Here is an 18,832-nt window from a genome sequence, read left to right as displayed (position 1 = left end):
TACAAATGATGCTATATTTATAGCTAGATTTTCGTTTTAAAGCTATATTCCATTTCTCCAGCTAGTGCTGCTGGGGTATCATTCGTTTCTCTGAAATCATGTGTATATATTTTTTCAAATGAACCAAAATCTATTTGTTTATAAAATTCATAGCAAGGGAAACCATCATGTAAACCTTCAATATGCACAATGCCACTTGTATTAACTCTTATAACCAAAAAATAATCTGCTGCAGGTGCCGCCGCATTTAACGGATTACTTGCACTTGCTCTCATTTCAAATGAAACCTCATCTTCGCCCCATACAATATTAGTACATACAATGTTTTCTGTACTTGTTTCTCCTTTTTGATACTCAATTAAGCCATCTGAATTTGTAATTTTCACAGTAACGATGCAAGCATCTACATATGTAAAAATTTCTCTTTTATAAAAATCAACAATCACTTCTTGTTCTAATCTTGAACGCTTTGAATTTACAGCGTACGGTGTAAATTCACGTGCATCTCCGGCGTATTCAAAAATTCTTCCTGTTGCAGCGTCCTTAATAGGCTTCAGCAACGCATACGGTGCAAATACACTCCCTCTAATTTTTACGATATTAGCCATATGAAACCCCCGTTAATTCTATTTATATAAATCATTATTTGTACTATACAGGATATAGTCAATTTGATTGACTATATCCTGTATAGTACAATAGGTTTCATATATAGTCAACTTAATTGACTATAATCACGGAGGTTATATACATGAATCATCAAACATTTAACGAACTAGACCTTACTTCACTTTTATCATTATCTTTCAGTACATTAATTACTGAACTGCATGACAGATTAAGTGAATTGGGATTTGAAGATATTAGGCCAGCACACGGTTTTATGTTCAAACGTATCCTTCCTAATGGAGCAACAGGCATAGAATTAGCTGAGTATTTAGGGATTTCTAAGCAAGCTGTAAGCAAAATGATCGATTCTCTTGAAAGCAGTGGTTATGTCACGCGCAAAAAGCATCCTACTGATAAAAGAGGCAAAATCATTATTTTAACCGAACGTGGTTTAGCCGTAATGAAAGCGAAAGAAGAAATAGTAGCTGAAATAGAGCAACGATGGATTGAAAACATAGGTGCTGAACGAATGCAAACGCTGAAAGAGGATTTAACAACATTCGTTACTACAGAAAATACGGAGAAATTATCATCAAATATACGACCTGTTTGGTAACTAAAAACTCCATAAAAAAAACGAATCCATTTTGAGTATTCTTTTTCAAAATGGATTCATTTTCTACAGTTTTATTAATAATTTTACACATTATATAATGTCATAACTCTATGCACAATCAACTCCGCTGTATTCTCCTCCGGTGGCATCAACAAATTTGTAACCATTCCATACACAATAGGGCTTAATTCCACTTCATATCCACCATATGCATACTCTTCCTTTGTTGGTAAATAGCCAATATATCCATTCGTATATCCACCAAGAAAAGCTATTTCATTTTGAAGACGCTCTTTCATTTCTAACGCAGTCTCTGAAAAAGGTTCCATCGGTATACCAGAGAACATCCCATCATTAACTTGAAACAGTTGAACTTCTAAATCCATACGTAACTGCCGAATACCTTGCTTATATTTCTCTAAAATGATAGTAAGCCATTCATCCGTATTTACACCCCACTGCTTCTCCGCCAATTGAGCCATTTTTCGTATTTCATTCATTTCAGGAATATCTTTCAATTTCATTTGCATCTTACTCGACACTGTTCTTAAATTTACAATTGGGCTATATGTAACTGTTGGCAACATCGTTAATACATGTCCACTAAGTGTGTAAGCCATTTTCTTTAATGCTTCCCTTGAACCGCGATACTTCGCATTTACATTACCAGCAGCACCTTGAACAATAATAACAGGACAATTTACGATTTTCTCAAGAATCTCTCTCGTCATCCCCGGATAATCTGCTGATAATACATCACTATCACCTTTTAAAACATTCGGATGCGCAGTACAAAATACTACAATACCAGATAGCTCCTTCGTTTCAGCATTTCTTATTGCCAACAAGCCAATTCGTTTATCTACAACGCCCTCTATATTTGTTCCCATCTTCGCTCTTCCATCAGATGTTCGCTCTCTTCGGTTGACCCCAATATCACCTGTCGTAATACCCCAGCCAACTTCACATCGCTTCAAGTTGTTATTCGCAGTAACCGCACCTTGCACCACATTATTTACTAAAATTGTTTTATACGACCTTACTAAATGTTGCTCACCAACAGTTTCCGGACCAGAGTGTGTATGTGTATAAACAACTGTTATTCGCTCAAATGGCACATGAAGCCTACTAGCTACTCGCTCACGAATCATATTCGTATCTTCTACTAACATTCCAATATTATCAATACTTATAAACACCGTTTTCATTTCATCTTTTTCAAATACAAAAACTGTCCCATAAATACGCTCTTTAATATTATTTATTCCTGTCTCTCTATGGTATCCAACAAAATCAATACCGACAGGCGGCGTAATATCCACCTTGCATACCCCTATTCTGCTCATTTGAATCGCTCCATTTCTATATGTAACTCCCTTTTTTCAAGAATAGCATATTTTACCTTTTTCCAAATAAAAAAGAACAAACATAGCATTCTATGTCCGTTCTTTTCATCACACATACTTCCGATGCACTCACAATAATTCCAGAAACTCTCATAATAATTCAGTAAGATTTTCTTCAATTATTCTTTGTAAATCTTGAATTACTCTTCTTTCACTCGATAAGTTTATAGAATATACCCTTATTTTTTGTTTCTGTGAAATTCCTGTAACTTCCTCTAAATACCACGATTCTAAAAGTTCACTTGAAGGTTTAGCAATAGCTTGTTGATGCGGATACAACAATATTACTGTCGAAACTGTTTCATATCTCGTTAAATATGCATACATTTGAAATAGATCTTCTCTTTTTACCCCATGACGATTTTTAGAACCATTAACAAATTTCCATTTTGTATCAATAATCAACTTTTCACTATCATTCTGCAAAACAACAATATCAGGTTTTAATGGATATACTTCTCTATCATTAAACTCATTAATCATAAGTTTATATTTCTTATGTTGGCTCATTACCTTATGTTCAATACATGTATCTAATACATTAGCAATATACTTCTCAAACAATTCGTCCATTTTAAATAAAATCGAAAAACTTTTATCTTTTCCGAAACTCGAAATTGAAAACATATTTTCTAATATCATTCTCGCTAAAATAAAACTTGGTTCGAACCTTTTATTTAGCCTATTAAAGTAAATTGTACTAAAATCTATTTTGGTGATTGTTGAAAATGTCAGCTCATCAAAATAAACAGAGCATCTTTTCAATTTCTTTAGAGTCTCTAATTGCTTAATATTACTCATTAATTTCTCAATTGCACTTTTTAAAATATAATTAAATTGATTTTGGGCAGAAAATTCTTCGTATTGACAATGTACACGATTAACACGAGCTGCTTGATTTTGTATTTGTTTTTGAAAAAGAATATTCCCTTTTACTACATGTAAGTTCTCCTCTAGTTGAACATACTGCATATAAAGCCCCTTCATTAATTCTTTTTCTAATTTCAATGCAAATAGTGCTCCAAACATCTCTAATAAATTATGCTTATACATTTGATTCATACTCATATCATTAACATTAATCTTTAGACTCCCTGTCCTATATAACATTTGTACTAACATTTTTCTTGATTCTTCAACTTCTTTATTAGAGCTGTTTATTTGCGTTTTAGGTAGGATTTCAATAGATACCGTTGTTAGTTGAATATAACCGACATAATTAATAAATGTTACACTGTTTCTTCCCCATTTAATACACTTCTTATCAAGCTTACTACTTCCAATATACTGTTCTAACTCTCTAGCTTCTTTTTCGGTCAAACATTGTGGACAATCTTCCTTAATTAAAATTTCCCCCGCAACTTCATATGTTGTGATATGTTTCATATCCTATCCCTCATATATATTTAAAAAAGCTTGTTTATTAGGGTTTTCTACCAATTGATATTTCTTTATCGTTTGATCGTAATCTAATTCAGTTTTAAAAATTGCTTGAGCAGTTTTTTCTTCTTTTGTTAAGAAATACGAATTATCTCCTAGCTTTCCAGCTCCGCCTAAAACAAGTTCAACTTTCTCCCAATCTTCATAAAAATATTCTTGTAACAATGGGATTACTTTGAACTTCATAATTCCAACTAATTCTTCAAAAGATAAGTTTTCTTTTATAAAATAGGCGTGTCCGATTGTATGATTCCGATCAATTAAAAACTCAATGCGCTCATTTAATACTTTTAACATTTTCTGTACTTCGATATCCCCTAATTTTTCTGGTAACAAATTCGGTTGAGGCATCAGTTCCTCAAAATGAAATCTTCGACGTAATGCTGTATCCATCATCGAAATAGATCGGTCCGCAGTATTCATCGTTCCAATAATATAAAGATTACTAGGAATACCAAATGACTTTTTTGAGTAAGGTAAAGTTACCTTTATTTCATTTGTAGCATCAATTCTTTTGTCATCTTCAATTAAAGTAATAAGCTCTCCAAATATTTTCGAGATATTTCCTCTATTTATTTCATCTATAATAAGAACATAATTATCCGTTTCTTCATTAACTTGTTTTGTGAGTAAGCTTTTAATTTGCGTTCCATTTAAATCCATTTTCCCAAATTGATATATTGCTTGCTGCGATAATACTTTTTCTTTTAAAATTTGATCGACACCTATTGTCTCACCATAATATAACCACTTCACTTCTCGAAAGTGTTTATACCTAATCTCTGAATTTGCAACATAATTATAATCACCAGTTACCTTGGCAATAGCCCTAACTTTATGATTACCTTCAGAAATGAAAATAATATCGTCTTTCTTCATCCAATTTTTAAAACGATTAATTGCATCAACGTTAAATATCCTATCGTCCCCTGTACTACATGAACTAAATCTCTCATGTACTTCTTGGCGATCTAGACACTCCTTATAATCGATATTTCCTCCCCATCCTAATGCCACACAATTATTCTCAATACAATAATTGTAAATATCTTCTCCGTCATCCTCTTGCGTACTACCTAAAGACATTTTATAAAACTCAACTTCATTCTCATCAAAATCGTATAAAGAAACGGCTTTCGTTTCTCTTAACGCCGCTGTTTCACATATTCTTTTAAAAATCCCATCCTGTAATATAAAATTTCCTTCCTCATCACTTCTTAAACCTTCCACAAAGTCTTCATACGCAAAAGATTGATGAAATGTACAAAAAGCAATGCGATTTTGTTCGCTTAATTTTTTATACGCCTCCATTACAGCCGTACGATCCCCCATTATTTTCTTGTATTGTTGTGGCATAATGATTTCAAGCGCCTTCTCTGCAACTGTATATGTTTTTCCTGTTCCTGGTGGTCCATATAGAATTGTATTTTTATCTTTTACCATTTTCATCATATCCTTTACTATTAAACATTCTTCATTCTTATTATTTTGTTTTAACAATTCCTCTAATACTTTTTCACTGTCTTTTTGCCATGGTTTCCCATTAGGACGATCCTCTTTAAAGTGAACTATTTCAACCTCCTCAATCGGGACGTTAGAGTTGTAACCTAATAGAAGTTCCACACCTTTCCTTTTAGCAAGAGCTAATTTTTCATATATAATTACCGATACAATTTCTTTATGATTTTCTAATACTTTAACCACATACTCTGTATCATTAATTTTCCATATAAGTATATAAAACAGAACTTCTTTTCCAATTATATACCCCCTTTGATTTACCTCTAATTCAAATTTATTCATAATCATTTCCCCTTCAAATAAATAATGAATGCAATAATATTATTACATACAGACACACCAATTTCATTAATTTTCCATATAAAAAAGCCGCTGATCCCAGCGGCTTCTTTTCACACATACTTCCGATGCACCATCTTCCCATCATAAGAAAACACAACGCCCTTACTCTCCACAATCGACTCCATATGCACTGTTCTTCCCCATAATTGATGAAGATATGGCAGTACTTTTTCTAAGTATTTTAAATCGAGTTCAATTCCTTCGTAACTATGTTTAATGTACAATTCTCCGTTCTTTAAGTAGTCCCCGTCTTCTACTACTAAGTACGGGAAGCCGCCATTTGTACGCATATTTACGAGCTGATCACGTACATGTTCCCATTCTTTATCTATTACTTTATATTCTTTTCCTTGGCGCTGGAATAAGTACATATCTTCTCTCATTACGAGATCTTTGTTTAAGTAGTTTCTTAAGAACGATACATCCCATTCAATTTCGCGTACTTCAAAGATTTTGTCACGACCAGATCCTGGTTTAACGCCTCTTCGTTTCATTTCTTCTGTCGGGTTGTTGTAGCGTTCTTCAATATCTTCAAACATTTTAATACCGAGGTAGTATGGATTAATGCTCGTTTTTGACGGCTGAACGACACCTGCATTTAATTTCGCAAATTCGATTGCTTCATCAGATGTTAAGTCCATTTCACGAAGTATACGTTGATGCCAGTATGATGCCCAGCCTTCATTCATAATTTTCGTTTCAAGCTGCGGCCAGAAATATAGCATTTCCTCACGCATCATCGTCAATATGTCTCGCTGCCAATCTTCTAGCTCACGGCTATATTCTTCAATAAAGAGGAGTAAATCTTTCTCTGGTTGCGGCGGAATTTTCTTCTTTTTACGTACATTGGAACGTTCCCTCTTTTTATTGCGATCATCTAAATTCCATAGGTCATCGTATTGTGATGCCTTTTTCTTTTCTACTTCTTCCTCTTCCAAGTCATCAATACTCCACGCAAGTTTCGGGCGCATAAGCGATGGATCAATATGTTCTTGAATAGCAAGTACGGCATCCAAAAATGTTTCTACTTCTGCCTTTCCATACTTATGCTCATATGCTTTCACGCGGTCAGCCGTTGCCGCCATACTCTCCACCATATCTCGTTTCGTATTAGAGAAGCGAATATTATTTTTAAAGAAATCACAGTGTGCTAAAACGTGCGCTACAATTAATTTATTTTGAATTAACGAGTTCGTATCTAGTAAAAAGGCATAACATGGATCAGAGTTAATAACGAGTTCGTATATTTTACTAAGACCTAAATCGTATTGTAATTTCATTCTGAAAAACTGTTTTCCAAAACTCCAATGTGAAAACCGCGTCGGCATCCCATATGCACCAAATGTATAAATAATTTCCGCTGGACATATTTCATAACGCATCGGATAAAAATCAAGCCCAAATCCAGTCGCAATTTCCGTAATTTCCGCAATCGCATATTGCAGTGCTTTATCGTCACTTGCTCTCATTATTTTCCCTCCTTACACTTTCCCTTAAGAAAGTGTATGATGAGGAACAAGCTTTCATGAGAAATAAACAAACTTACTCGATTTATTCACCTTTTTTTATTTCAATAATACTTAAGCTAATGGATTAACATCCCTCATTCGTGTATGTGGGGAAATTCTTATACTCTCTTATCTGCTCAACTATTTTCTTCTCCACATCACCTTGATTCTCAAAAGTATGTAATTCATGACACCAAAACACAACCTCAGTTTCATCATCATCTTCTACCCAAGGTTTTTTAGTAATCGATGTACCATCAAATATTAATTCCTCATAAGAACAATATTCAAATGCAACATATTTTAACCACCAATATTTTACCTCTTGCTTAATTTCTTGCTCGGTAAAAACACGCGGCAATTTAAAAATCCCCGTTATAACTGTAGGATATAATAAAGGACAATTTGCGTGATACAATTGCACATTCACAATAGTTACTTTTTCAACTCTATTTTGTTGTAATGCCATATTATCTACATACACCCTACACATAAATTGTGGGAAAAATGTCGTATAGTTATTTTGGTTCATTGACTGTCCTATGTTCTTGCTCGTTTCTGTCCCTAATGTATTTCCAAACAGCGGTGTCAATCCTTCCCTAGATAGCATATTATCGACATCGCGCAGTAACAAAATACTATTATTAATAACTTCCCTTACATTTTGAATCGATACTTTCATAATGTCTTTCATACTCATTCATCATTTTCCTCTCTGTGTATATTTCCAAGCGTCACATACTACTTCAGATAAACCACCCCACCTGTATTGTGAGCTTGCCTTTGAATATACCCAACAATTTTTCGAGACTTCTTCTAATTTTGATAATCCGCTAAAATTATTTAATCCCTTTTTCTCTAATAAAAGCTTTAAGTCATATAAAATGCATTGATCTTGCATAGTTCCATACTCAATCCATTCACAAACCGCACTATAAATCATAGACCACGAAAGCCAAAATATCTTTTTTTCTGCGTCCGGTAAACGCACATGAACAGAACTGTCCAATAAATCTACGTGCGGCATACTGGTATCGTTAGTTAGATAAATAAGTGATATATCATTTACTTTTGATAGAGGAATAGAAACATATTTATAAAAATTGTTGCTATGTAAATCCTCCAATTCTCTTGCCAATTGATCTCGCTGGAAATTCTTTCTCTCCATCAAATCAACTGTTTCATCTTCTTTACTAGACTTACCTGATAAAAACTTCGCTTCTATACATATAATATGGTAAGTAGCATCTTCATTTTCTAACATTACTAACACATCTGGCTCGCTATTTTCTAACCTTTCCCAAAATAAATAGGTTATTTTCTTTATTTTCTTATCAACATGTAAACCTTCTCCGTGCCTATTAAAACTGTTATTTACTAACTCTACAAAAAAAGATGGTGAAGATAAATAACGCATACTTCCAATAACGGATGACGTCAATACATCTTCACTGCTGCTATAAAACTTCCCTTTAATTTCAGCTTGTAACATAAAGACAGTCCTTTCAAAATACGTAGTGAATTTATGTTAAAACTAGTAACTTCACACCCTGACTATCTACAAGACTATTTAACATCCACATAAACATATGTATTTGACGTTTCTCATAGCAAACCTGCCAAAATGATTGAAATAAAAAAGGCATCCTTGTTTAACACAAGAATACCTTACTTATTTAACCTTCAATAATCTCCATCTTCTCCGTAATTGGCGTACGAGCTTTTCCTTCTGGTGCTTTATCGAAATAGCCAAGGTGAAGAATTCCAATGATGCGTTGACCTCTTGTTAAACCAAGTCCTTCTATAAATAATGGATTGTAGTTTAATCCGCCTGATTTCCAAACGCAACCTAAACCGCGTTCCCAAGCAAGCAGTTGGAAGTTTTGCATAAATGCACATGTTGCAGCGTAATCTTCGTCACGTTGAATTTGACGAGGATCTTCATTTATATATACAACGATTTGTGCCGGCGTGCTTAAGAAACGATCTGATAAAATTTTACCGCGTTTCGCTCTTTCTTCTTCTGTGAAAGAGTTTAATACTGCGTCTACTAACTTCTGACGGCCTTCTCCAATGTATAATTTACAATTCCATGGTTCACGGTGTTTATGATTTGGTGCCCACGTTGCATCGTTTAATAGTTCAATTAATAACTCTTTGTCTACTGCTTTGTCTGTAAATGTACGAACAGAACGTCTTTCTTTAATCACATTTGCGATGGAAGTATATGTAGTCATATTTTTCTCTCCCTTATTTTTATCTATATGTATACGTTTATTATTGATATTGATTTTCAATTTCGATTATACCCTAGTTTTTTACTATTAATCAATGTTTTATGTTGGAAAACTTCCAAAAACGTCATTTCATACTTGTGAATAAAAAAACTTGATTTGTTCACAAGTATTTCACATTTTATGGAAATGATATGTGTACAGTTTTCCACATTATCCATCTAGGAGGAGTTTAAATGTACAAAAAAATTGCATTAAGTATGACTATGGCCGCATTATTATGTGGGATATCTACCTTCCCCGCTTCTGCTGCCACACCAAAAGAAGTAACATTCCATCATCATAAACTAGTTTCGGAAGAAGAAATGCAGTCGCTCGAAAAACTAGGCTATAACAAACATGAAATTTGGAAAGCTGCTCACATTGCAAGAATGAGTAAAAAAGAAATAAAAGACGTTTTAGCTTACTATAAACAAAATAAATCTTGGGAGAAAACAGCCGAACATTTCGGTGTAGATCCAAGTAAGTTGAAAAAGCATCATATGAATAAAGAAACGAAAAAAGCACTACTGCAAGAATTAGCAAATATGCAAAAATCTACACCAGACGGCCTAAAACAAAAAATGAAAGAATATAATATCGGATTACGTCAGCTCACAGTATTAACAATCATCTCTCAAAAAAGTAATACTCCTCTTGATGATGTACTAAAAATGAAAAAAGACGGAATGGACATTAAACAAATTGCAGAAAAACTAAATGTAAAAAAAGAAGATATACGAGCTGAAATGATTAAATTAGTGAAGTCTATTAAAGAAAAGAAAACAAATTAATATGCCAAAAAGGAAGAGATCTTCAATACTCTTCCTTTTCTTTATGAACTTTCAATTTTCAAGTATAAATTCCCGCCTTTCCCAAAAACTAACACAAGTAAATGATATATGGGTAAGGGGTGAAAAAATGTTCGGTTTATCATCTAAAAAATCCAAAAAGACTACAGCAAAACCAATTTGTTCTATTCCAGAATTTATACAAACTATGAAAGAATCTAGCGATTTTGTCTCTTATAACATACTTGAAGACGAAACGTTATGCTTGTTTTATTATAAATCTGTCGTGGAAGCACTTATTATTAAGCAATTCGTATTAACTCCTATAAAAAAGGAATCGGAACAAATTCAAAACATCTCTGACCTATGTAATATCGTCTCTATTGAAGATATTATTACCTCTCCTTCTATTGATGATATTCGTCAGAAATTATTAGGTGGATATATTTTAGTACGCTTAAAAAGCAATTCGAATCCCCATCAATATGCTTTGATTCGTGCCGAAAGTACTGTTTTAGGAACACGATTATATAACGATACAGAAAATGAGTATAGCGTAATCGGACCTAAAATCGGTTTCGTTGAAAACCTTGATACAAATATACACTTATTACGCCGAAATATTGTAACGGAGCAACTCATTTTCAAAGAAGTTATCGTGGGATCTATGTCAAAGACGAAAGTAGCAGTTGCATATATAGAAGGAGTTACAAATGAACAATTTATCAACACTGCAATACAACGACTAGAAGACATTGATTTTGATGTCCCATTTGATTCGACTATGATTGAACAATTTATTAGTGATAATAGCAATTCACCTTTTCCTGTTCTATTACCTACAGAACGATTAGATCGAGCTGTATTCTCATTAATTAACGGGGAAGTTTTAATTTTAACAGATGGCTCTCCATATGCTTTATCAGGACCAACAACGTTACTAGATTTTTTTATTTCGCCAGAAGATTATTATTTACCCTGGATGATTGGTTCTTTCTTTCGTATCATTCGTTTTTTCGGAGCTATCTTTTCTCTTTTTTCCTCCGCTATTTATACAGCAGCTTTGACATATCATTATCAAATGATTCCTGCTGATTTACTAGGACCTATTATTTTTTCGAGAGCTAACGTACCTTTCCCTCCAATTCTAGAAGCACTCTTTTTAGAAATTACAATCGAATTGCTTCGTGAAGCGGGAGCACGTTTACCGACAAAAGTCGGACAAACAATTGGTATTGTTGGCGGGATTGTAATTGGGCAAGCATCTGTTGAAGCCGCTTTAACAAGTACGATTTTATTAATTGCAGTTGCTTTATCCGCTCTTGCATCTTTCACAACACCGACTGTAAAAATGTCTTCTACTATTCGGTTGTTACGATTTCCGCTTATTCTTTTAGCTGGTGCATTTGGTGGATTAGGTCTTATTGTCGGGTTTGTATTCATTTTAGCTCATTTAATTAAATTAAAATCACTTGGATCACCTTATTTATTACCTTTATATCCATTTCGTGGTTTAGGTACAGCAGAAGGTTTTCTTCGATTACCATTTAGCCAAACGGCACAAAGGCCTTCTTTTCTTAGACCAATATCAAAATGGCGCTATAATCCAAACAAATCGAAGCAAAAACGTGATGGTGATAATGAATGAAAAAGATTTTATTGCACCTTATCATTATCTTCCTTGTTCTACAAACTGGTTGTACACAAACGTATATAGTGGATACGCAGCGTATTATTCATGTAGCTGGATTTGATATCACAAAAAACAAAAGATTCCAAGGAACGATCTTATTTCCAGAGTATACACATGGTGTAAAGGCTAAACCAGAAACCCAATCAACATCTGCCCGTTCACTTGAAACAATCGCTTCACGATTAAATGCGAAATCCCCTCACAATGTTGTTGTAGGTCAAATGCGTGTCGTTCTATTTGGAAAAGATCTAGGAGAACAAGGAATGGGAGAAATTATTACTAACTTACAACGTGACCCAAATATCGGGCGTGATATACAACTAGCAATTGTAGATGGATCAGCTGAAGAGCTTTTAAATTATGGGAAAAAAAATGGGTCATTATATATTGCTGATTTACTTGAACAAAATATACGAAATGAGAACATTCCACAAACCTCATTAAACATTTTTTTATATAATTACTACTCTTCTGTATGTGATGCTTATGTCCCTTATATTAAAATGAGCGATAATCATTCCATCGCTGTTAAAGGACTTGCTTTTTTAAAAGGTGATAAAGTCGTCATGTATACAGATAAAAGACATTCTGTTTTAGCAAAATTGCTTATTAACCCTACAAAAAATGGGCGTTACGAAGCTGCGATAAAAAAGGATAAACATAAAGGCATGGTTGTCATACAAAACTTAGCTGGGGAAAGTAAGTATGATATAGATCAAACTGGTGACATACCAAAAGTAAAAATTCATTTAAAACTAAATGGATTAATTAAAAATTCTCCTAATTGGATTGATTTAAGAAAAAAAACAAATATCAATTATATAAAAAAACAAATCGAACGAAATGTTGAACAAGACTGTGAAAAATTAATAAAACAATTTCAAGAAAAAAAAATTGATCCTTTAGGAATACGCGATGAAATTAGAAGTCATACGAGAAAATGGAATATAAATCAAATTAGAAATATGTATCCGAATGTAGCTGTGGATATAAATTTAGATATTAATATTGTACAATCTGGAATCGGGGAATAGTGAGGTGAAATAAGCAATGAATACAATAAATAAAACAAAAACTGTCTCTCCATATTTTGCATTTATTTTATTGCATTCTCTTCAGATCGGTATAGGAGTTCTCGGATATCAACGTGTAATTTTAAAAAATGCTGGTTATGATGCCTGGATTTCTCTTATTATTGCGGGGATTGCAACTCATATTGTACTTTTTTGCATGCTAAAAATGTTAGAAAAAGATGGAGATTTAATTAGCATTCATACAACGACCTTTGGAAAATGGATTGGTTCTATATTTTCCGTAATTTTTACTCTTTATTGCTTATTATTCTGCCTTACTGTTCTTCGTACATATATGGAAGTAATACAAGTTTGGATTTTCCCTACTATTAAATTATGGAAACTTACCCTTATGTTTTTATTAGTGACTTACTATATTATAAAAGGCGGGTTCCGCTCTGTGACAGGGATATGCTTTTGGGGTATTGTGCTTCCTATTTTCGTTGTATTTTTTTTAATTTATCCAATGAAATATGCACATTTCCGTAATATTTTACCTATCTTTACACATTCACCTCTTGACATGCTTATATCAGCAAAACACTCTGCTTTAGAATTTCTTGGTTTTGAAACAATCCTAATCTTCTATCCATTTATTGAAAAAGGAAAATCCTTAAAAAAATGGGCCCATGCCGGAACTGCTTTTAGTACCTTAATTTATGTGATTTTAGCCATCGTATCCTTTATGTATTACAGCGAGGGGCAATTAAATCACACTATTTGGCCTACCTTAACAATGTTAAAAATTATTAAAGTTCCTTTCATTCAACGCTTTGAATACATTATTATTTTTGTTTGGTTTTTAATTATTTTGCCAAATCTTTGCTTAACCATTTGGTCATCATGTCAAACGATGAAGCGTTCATTCCATATTTCATTTAAATTTACATTACCGCTTTTTATTTTCATGGTCTTTATAGCTTCTTTGTTCTTCACAAACCGTGAAAGTATCAATACATTAAATACGGTACTATCTCAAGCTGGTTTATATATTGTATACGCTTATATCCCAATTTTATTTCTATTTCATTCACTACGATGGCGCTTCAAAAATCAGTCGAAAAAATCTTCAACCGATACACCATAATCTCTGATACAATTTGATTAATACATTTGTAAAGGGGACAAGCGTATGAAGAAATATGTATTTTCTTTACTTGCAGTACTGAGTTTAATTCTTGCTGGTTGCGGAGCTACTAGTACAAACGAAAAGAAATCATCTGAATCAGAAGAAGAGCATGACCACGCATTGCATACTCAGCAAGCTGATATTCAAGAAAAAACAAAAGGAGTCGACACACTTCCTACCTTCCTAGACAAGCTTGATCCACAAATGAAAGATATCTACACTGTCGCCGGACAAAATGCAGAGCTATTAGATTGGATTCCATGTTACTGCGGTTGTGGTGAGAGTGTAGGACATAAAAATAATAAAAACTGCTTTATTCGTGAAATTAAAAAGAATGGTGAAGTTGTTTGGGATTCCCACGCAACGACTTGTGTCAATTGCCTAGAAATCGCAGTTGAATCTGCTTCTATGAAACAAAAAGGAAAATCAACGCTGGAAATTCGCAATTATATCGACAATAAATACAAAGAGGGCTATGGCAAGCCAACACCTACGCCAATGCCAAAAGCTTAAAAACGAGGAAACACCTCGTTTTTTCTTTTCATTCACTTTTTTTCTTAACAAATTCTTTCAAGTGTATTTCTCCTTGCTTGTCACACACTATATATAACTCCTCAGTAAGGAGGGTACACAGTGCAAACATATAACGACTATGACAAAGCTCTCTATTACACGTATTGCTGTAATTGGGATAAATTACTCGTTCTTATGGTTCAAACGAACGATCAACTATTTTCTAAGCGTATTGAACATTTTTTACACGCTTATCAATACAGTAAAGAAATGCCAGAAGTTGATAAACAATTGCAGCTCCTATTTCAATATATTGACCATGCATCCCAAAAGTCACATATAGAAGAAGTAGAGCAAATTCAAATGTAAAATATAGCGCTATTCTCTTTATGAGAATAGCGCTTTTTTAAAATGTTTATATCAATAAAAGTTTCCTCTTATAAAACTTTTATTGATAAACATATTTTTTCTTTCTTTTCTGTAGCACTTCATACTATAATTTAGTATGTAACTATTATAAGAGAGGTATAAAATATGGGACGAGAAAAAAAGCAAGAATATGCTTTACTTACCGCATGGGGAGCTTCTTTTGTCGCTACACTAGGAAGTCTGTACTTTTCCGAAATCATGAAATTTGAGCCTTGTGTACTTTGTTGGTATCAACGTATTGTTATGTACCCATTCGTTTTATGGCTTGGCATCGCTGTAGCAAAGAAAGATTATCGCATCGCCAGTTATTCTTTACCAATTGCAAGTATTGGTGCTTGTATTTCTTTATATCACTATGCAATTCAAAAAGTCGCAGCATTTTCAGCTGCCGGAGCAGCTTGCGGCCGTGTACCTTGCACCGGAGAATTCATAAACTGGTTTGGTTTTATTACAATCCCGTTTTTAGCACTTATCGGCTTTATTACAATCGCTGTTTGTAGTTTCATTGTAATAAAAAACAAATAAGGAGATGAAACAATGAAAAAAATGCTTATATTTGGTGGTATTATTATCGCCTTGTTTGCAGCAATTTTCGCTGTCACACAAATGGAAGAAAAAAATGCTACTAGCCAAAAAATTGATAATGCTACTGATAGTAAAACAAATGGCCCTGACTACTATACAAACAAAATCTCTCTTTCAGATCTTCAAAAGAATTTAAAAGAGAAAAAAGAAGAAACAGTATACTTTTATCAAACATCTTGTGTTCATTGTCAAAAGCTATCTCCTGTCGTAGTACCAATGGCTAAAGACTTGAACGTTGATATGAAAGTTATGGATATTGAAAAAATAGATGCTCCTTGGGATGAATATAAAATTAAAGGAACTCCAACAATCATTCACTTTAAAGATGGCAAAGAAGTAAGCCGTATTAGTGGTGAACAACCGAAAGACAAATTAAAAGAATGGCTTGAGCAAACGAAAAAATAACGAGAAAAGGAAACTCCTTCTACACATGAAATGGGCGTAAAATCCCAAACTAATGTATAAGGAGGGGGTTTTATGCCAGAAGTAAAATGCTCTGTTTCCAATTGTTCATTTTGGGGACAAGGTAACTTTTGTCAAGCAAGTGCAATCATTGTTCAACCAGATGCACAAGAATCTGGTTCGAATACAAATGATTCATATACAAGCGCGGTTTTAACAAACGAGACGCTAGAAAGTTCTGTAACAACGAGTGTAGAAACTTGTTGTCATACATTTAAGCAAAAATATTAAACAAAAAAAGCATACGATTACTCGTATGCTTTTTTACATTCCTCTCCAAAAATCATGCATCATAAAAAAGTACAAAATAACGAGAACAACTGTCCCACATAAGGTAATGCGCCGATATATACTCTTCTCTCCTTCTCTTGCTTTTACAAATGCCCAAATAAATCCGAAGAACAATATCAAATCAACATACGGAACATAAAAAGAAAAGACGAGAAACGCATACAAATACACGATAAATAAACAGGTCGTTACTAAGAAAATTTTAAAAGCAAATTCACTTTTCATAATGTAACCGCCCCCCTATCTGTACTGTATTATATTCAGCAAAATACAATAGTTGCAGTTAAACTCGAAGTAGAAATAAGCTACCGTCTATAATACGGTAGCCATTACGGAACATTATATTTCCGTTTATATATATTACTTAAAACCGAAGAAGGGATTTGCTCATAACGAATTTTTTCTCCAGTTTCATCCACTATATACAAATTGTTTCCTATATAATATATTCCATCTTTTCGTTTTAAATACACTGGATATCTTTCGTTTGGTAATACCGTTTTCACTTTCGTTAACTGCCCATTTGGTTCTTGCCAATATATATCGGCACGATCAACTAACGTAAGCATGCCAATTTGCTCTTCTTCTACTTTACGACCATTCCAGCTCACAACGCGGTAACCAAGCTTATTCGCTGCATATTCGGGGCTCGTATGAAAGCGAGAAATGATCACTTTCGTCTGTAATTGCACCCTATCATATAACCATTGTATATCCCTGTCATGCATGCGAATACAACCATTCGACTCTCGGCTTCCAATCGTCCATTCCCGATTTGTTCCATGAATCGCGTACTCCTTTTTATCCAAACCTAACCAACGCGTACCAAGAGGATTATTCGGTGCACCACCAGCTATTTTTTTCCGATGGTATTCTTTATTTTTATATTTAGTTATAATACAAAAATTACCTTCAGGCGTAGGGGTACGATCTCTTCCAGTTGTCACGGGGAATGTTTTTGTATAATTTCCATTTTCAAAAAAAGATAATTGGTTTGTCGTAAGATTCACTAATATTAGATGATCTGTATCAGCAAAGGTACTAACCGGTAGGATGAAAAATAATAGTATGACGAAACATAATTTTTTCATCTATATCTCTCCCCTAGCGCTCACTATAATAAGTGGAATTAACTATACTTTGCTCTTATAAATGAAAACTATCCATTTACAATAACGCCTCCATTTACATGTATCATCTGCCCAGTAACATAGGATGAATCGCCAGACGCTAAGTATACGTATGATGGCGCTAATTCATACGGTTGACCAGGCCTTTGCATCGGAACATTGCTCCCGAACTGAGCAACTTTCTTCTCATCAAAGCTTGATGGAATAAGTGGTGTCCAAATTGGCCCGGGCGCAACACCATTTACACGAATCCCCTTCTGCACTAACGATTGGGAAAGTGACCTTGTAAAAGCTACGATTGCTCCTTTCGTTGCCGAGTAATCAATTAAAGTTTCATTTCCTTCATACGCAACAATAGACGCCGTATTTATAATGACATCCCCTTGATTTAAATGAGAAAGTGCTGCTTTCGTAACGTGAAAATAAGAAAAAATATTAATACGAAAAGTCTTTTCTAACTGTTCTGCTGTAATATATTCTAGCCCTTGCTGCGGATATTGCTGCGCGACATTATTTACTAAAACATTTACACTACCTAGTTGCTTGACGGTCTCTTCTACAATATTTTTACACTGCTGTTCATCACTTAAATCACCTGGTAACAACACACACTTTACACCTTCTTGTTCTACACGTTGCTTCGTCTCATTTGCATCTCCATCTTCATCTAAATACGCAATCGCAATATTCGCTCCCTCTTTCGCAAAAGCGATAGAAACAGCACGTCCAATTCCACTATCTCCCCCTGTAATTAATACATTCTTTCCTTTTAACTTTTCGCTTCCTTTATAGTTTGGATCTTCAAACTGCGGTAGAGGGTTCATTAACGATTCAATACCAGGTTGTTTATTTTGATGTTGCGCTGGCATTGTTACAAAGTTTTTTTGCTGCGGCATATCTTCTTTCAACTCCTTTTCCTTATAATATGTGCACAATAAAAACTGAAATTCACACGTCGTTTTACGATTAATATTCGAATTTAAGACACAAAATATGAATTGTTGTAAACTTTTTATGCAAA

At 33.8% G+C, this 18,832-nt stretch carries 21 protein-coding genes; 10 read left to right on the top strand and 11 right to left on the bottom strand.

Annotated elements, in window-relative coordinates; all coding sequences use genetic code 11:
* Nucleotides 1-23: 23 nt before the first annotated feature.
* Nucleotides 24-608 (bottom strand): DUF3238 domain-containing protein, encoded by a 585-nt coding sequence (locus FS742_RS13890; RefSeq protein WP_144613006.1) that lies wholly within the window; start codon nt 606-608, stop codon nt 24-26.
* Nucleotides 609-751: 143 nt separating this feature from the next.
* Between FS742_RS13890 and FS742_RS13885 the strand changes: the two genes are divergently transcribed.
* Entirely contained in the window at nt 752-1,225 is a 474-nt protein-coding gene (locus FS742_RS13885) for a MarR family winged helix-turn-helix transcriptional regulator (RefSeq protein ID WP_144613004.1), read from the top strand.
* Nucleotides 1,226-1,308: 83 nt separating this feature from the next.
* Here the strand turns inward: FS742_RS13885 and FS742_RS13880 are convergent, their stop codons facing one another.
* The 7 genes from FS742_RS13880 to FS742_RS13850 form a co-directional block, all read right to left on the bottom strand.
* Nucleotides 1,309-2,571, bottom strand: a complete 1,263-nt coding sequence (locus FS742_RS13880; RefSeq protein ID WP_144613002.1) for a neutral/alkaline non-lysosomal ceramidase N-terminal domain-containing protein — start codon at nt 2,569-2,571, stop codon at nt 1,309-1,311.
* A 150-nt stretch (nt 2,572-2,721) separates the two neighbouring features.
* Entirely contained in the window at nt 2,722-4,017 is a 1,296-nt protein-coding gene (locus FS742_RS13875) for an McrC family protein (protein ID WP_144613000.1), read from the bottom strand.
* A 3-nt stretch (nt 4,018-4,020) separates the two neighbouring features.
* Nucleotides 4,021-5,874 (bottom strand): AAA family ATPase, encoded by a 1,854-nt coding sequence (locus tag FS742_RS13870; RefSeq protein ID WP_144612998.1) that lies wholly within the window; start codon nt 5,872-5,874, stop codon nt 4,021-4,023.
* A gap of 110 nt (nt 5,875-5,984) precedes the next feature.
* On the bottom strand, nt 5,985-7,403 hold the full coding sequence (gene spoVR / locus FS742_RS13865) for a stage V sporulation protein SpoVR (protein ID WP_144612996.1): 1,419 nt from the start codon (nt 7,401-7,403) through the stop codon (nt 5,985-5,987).
* A gap of 124 nt (nt 7,404-7,527) precedes the next feature.
* Nucleotides 7,528-8,136 carry a hypothetical protein gene (locus tag FS742_RS13860; protein WP_260869666.1) on the bottom strand — a complete coding sequence of 203 codons (609 nt, stop codon included), beginning with the start codon at nt 8,134-8,136 and terminating at the stop codon, nt 7,528-7,530.
* Between the two features lie 9 nt (nt 8,137-8,145).
* Nucleotides 8,146-8,934, bottom strand: a complete 789-nt coding sequence (locus tag FS742_RS13855; protein ID WP_144612993.1) for a hypothetical protein — start codon at nt 8,932-8,934, stop codon at nt 8,146-8,148.
* Between the two features lie 184 nt (nt 8,935-9,118).
* Nucleotides 9,119-9,679: a nitroreductase family protein gene (locus tag FS742_RS13850; RefSeq protein ID WP_144612991.1), complete on the bottom strand. Its 561-nt coding sequence runs from the start codon at nt 9,677-9,679 to the stop codon at nt 9,119-9,121.
* A 233-nt stretch (nt 9,680-9,912) separates the two neighbouring features.
* Here FS742_RS13850 and FS742_RS13845 point away from each other — a divergent pair, with 233 nt between their 5' ends.
* From FS742_RS13845 to FS742_RS13805, 9 genes are all read left to right on the top strand, one after another.
* Nucleotides 9,913-10,509, top strand: coding sequence for a hypothetical protein (locus FS742_RS13845; RefSeq protein ID WP_144612990.1), 597 nt, complete (start codon nt 9,913-9,915; stop codon nt 10,507-10,509).
* 127 nt (nt 10,510-10,636) lie between these two features.
* Nucleotides 10,637-12,154, top strand: a complete 1,518-nt coding sequence (locus tag FS742_RS13840) for a spore germination protein (protein WP_144612988.1) — start codon at nt 10,637-10,639, stop codon at nt 12,152-12,154.
* Nucleotides 12,151-13,233: a Ger(x)C family spore germination protein gene (locus tag FS742_RS13835; RefSeq protein ID WP_144612986.1), complete on the top strand. Its 1,083-nt coding sequence runs from the start codon at nt 12,151-12,153 to the stop codon at nt 13,231-13,233. Before FS742_RS13840 ends, FS742_RS13835 begins: the two co-directional genes overlap by 4 nt.
* A 16-nt stretch (nt 13,234-13,249) precedes the next feature.
* Complete coding sequence (locus FS742_RS13830) at nt 13,250-14,359, top strand: GerAB/ArcD/ProY family transporter (protein WP_098147987.1); 1,110 nt, start codon at nt 13,250-13,252, stop codon at nt 14,357-14,359.
* 45 nt (nt 14,360-14,404) lie between these two features.
* Nucleotides 14,405-14,914 carry a PCYCGC domain-containing protein gene (locus FS742_RS13825; protein WP_144612984.1) on the top strand — a complete coding sequence of 170 codons (510 nt, stop codon included), beginning with the start codon at nt 14,405-14,407 and terminating at the stop codon, nt 14,912-14,914.
* A gap of 120 nt (nt 14,915-15,034) precedes the next feature.
* Nucleotides 15,035-15,283 carry a YhdB family protein gene (locus FS742_RS13820; protein WP_001195460.1) on the top strand — a complete coding sequence of 83 codons (249 nt, stop codon included), beginning with the start codon at nt 15,035-15,037 and terminating at the stop codon, nt 15,281-15,283.
* A gap of 165 nt (nt 15,284-15,448) precedes the next feature.
* Nucleotides 15,449-15,868 (top strand): disulfide formation protein C, encoded by a 420-nt coding sequence (locus FS742_RS13815; RefSeq protein WP_000532273.1) that lies wholly within the window; start codon nt 15,449-15,451, stop codon nt 15,866-15,868.
* A 12-nt stretch (nt 15,869-15,880) separates the two neighbouring features.
* Nucleotides 15,881-16,333 (top strand): thioredoxin family protein, encoded by a 453-nt coding sequence (locus FS742_RS13810; RefSeq protein ID WP_000738441.1) that lies wholly within the window; start codon nt 15,881-15,883, stop codon nt 16,331-16,333.
* A 72-nt stretch (nt 16,334-16,405) separates the two neighbouring features.
* Nucleotides 16,406-16,621: a DUF1540 domain-containing protein gene (locus tag FS742_RS13805; RefSeq protein WP_144612983.1), complete on the top strand. Its 216-nt coding sequence runs from the start codon at nt 16,406-16,408 to the stop codon at nt 16,619-16,621.
* Between the two features lie 33 nt (nt 16,622-16,654).
* On the opposite strand, the gene FS742_RS13800 is transcribed toward FS742_RS13805, so the two are convergent.
* The 3 genes from FS742_RS13800 to FS742_RS13790 all read right to left on the bottom strand — a co-directional run bounded on the left by FS742_RS13800 (nt 16,655) and on the right by FS742_RS13790 (nt 18,707).
* Nucleotides 16,655-16,906, bottom strand: coding sequence for a hypothetical protein (locus FS742_RS13800; protein ID WP_000834191.1), 252 nt, complete (start codon nt 16,904-16,906; stop codon nt 16,655-16,657).
* A gap of 104 nt (nt 16,907-17,010) precedes the next feature.
* Nucleotides 17,011-17,772 (bottom strand): L,D-transpeptidase, encoded by a 762-nt coding sequence (locus FS742_RS13795; RefSeq protein ID WP_144612981.1) that lies wholly within the window; start codon nt 17,770-17,772, stop codon nt 17,011-17,013.
* Nucleotides 17,773-17,840: 68 nt separating this feature from the next.
* Complete coding sequence (locus FS742_RS13790; protein WP_144612979.1) at nt 17,841-18,707, bottom strand: SDR family oxidoreductase; 867 nt, start codon at nt 18,705-18,707, stop codon at nt 17,841-17,843.
* Between the last annotated feature and the right edge of the window lie 125 nt (nt 18,708-18,832).

Source organism: Bacillus cereus, from assembly GCF_007678085.1.
Classification (GTDB): domain Bacteria; phylum Bacillota; class Bacilli; order Bacillales; family Bacillaceae_G; genus Bacillus_A; species Bacillus_A cereus_BE.
The sequence above is the reverse complement of the archived record's forward strand: the minus strand, read 5'-3'. Positions and strand labels throughout refer to the sequence as shown.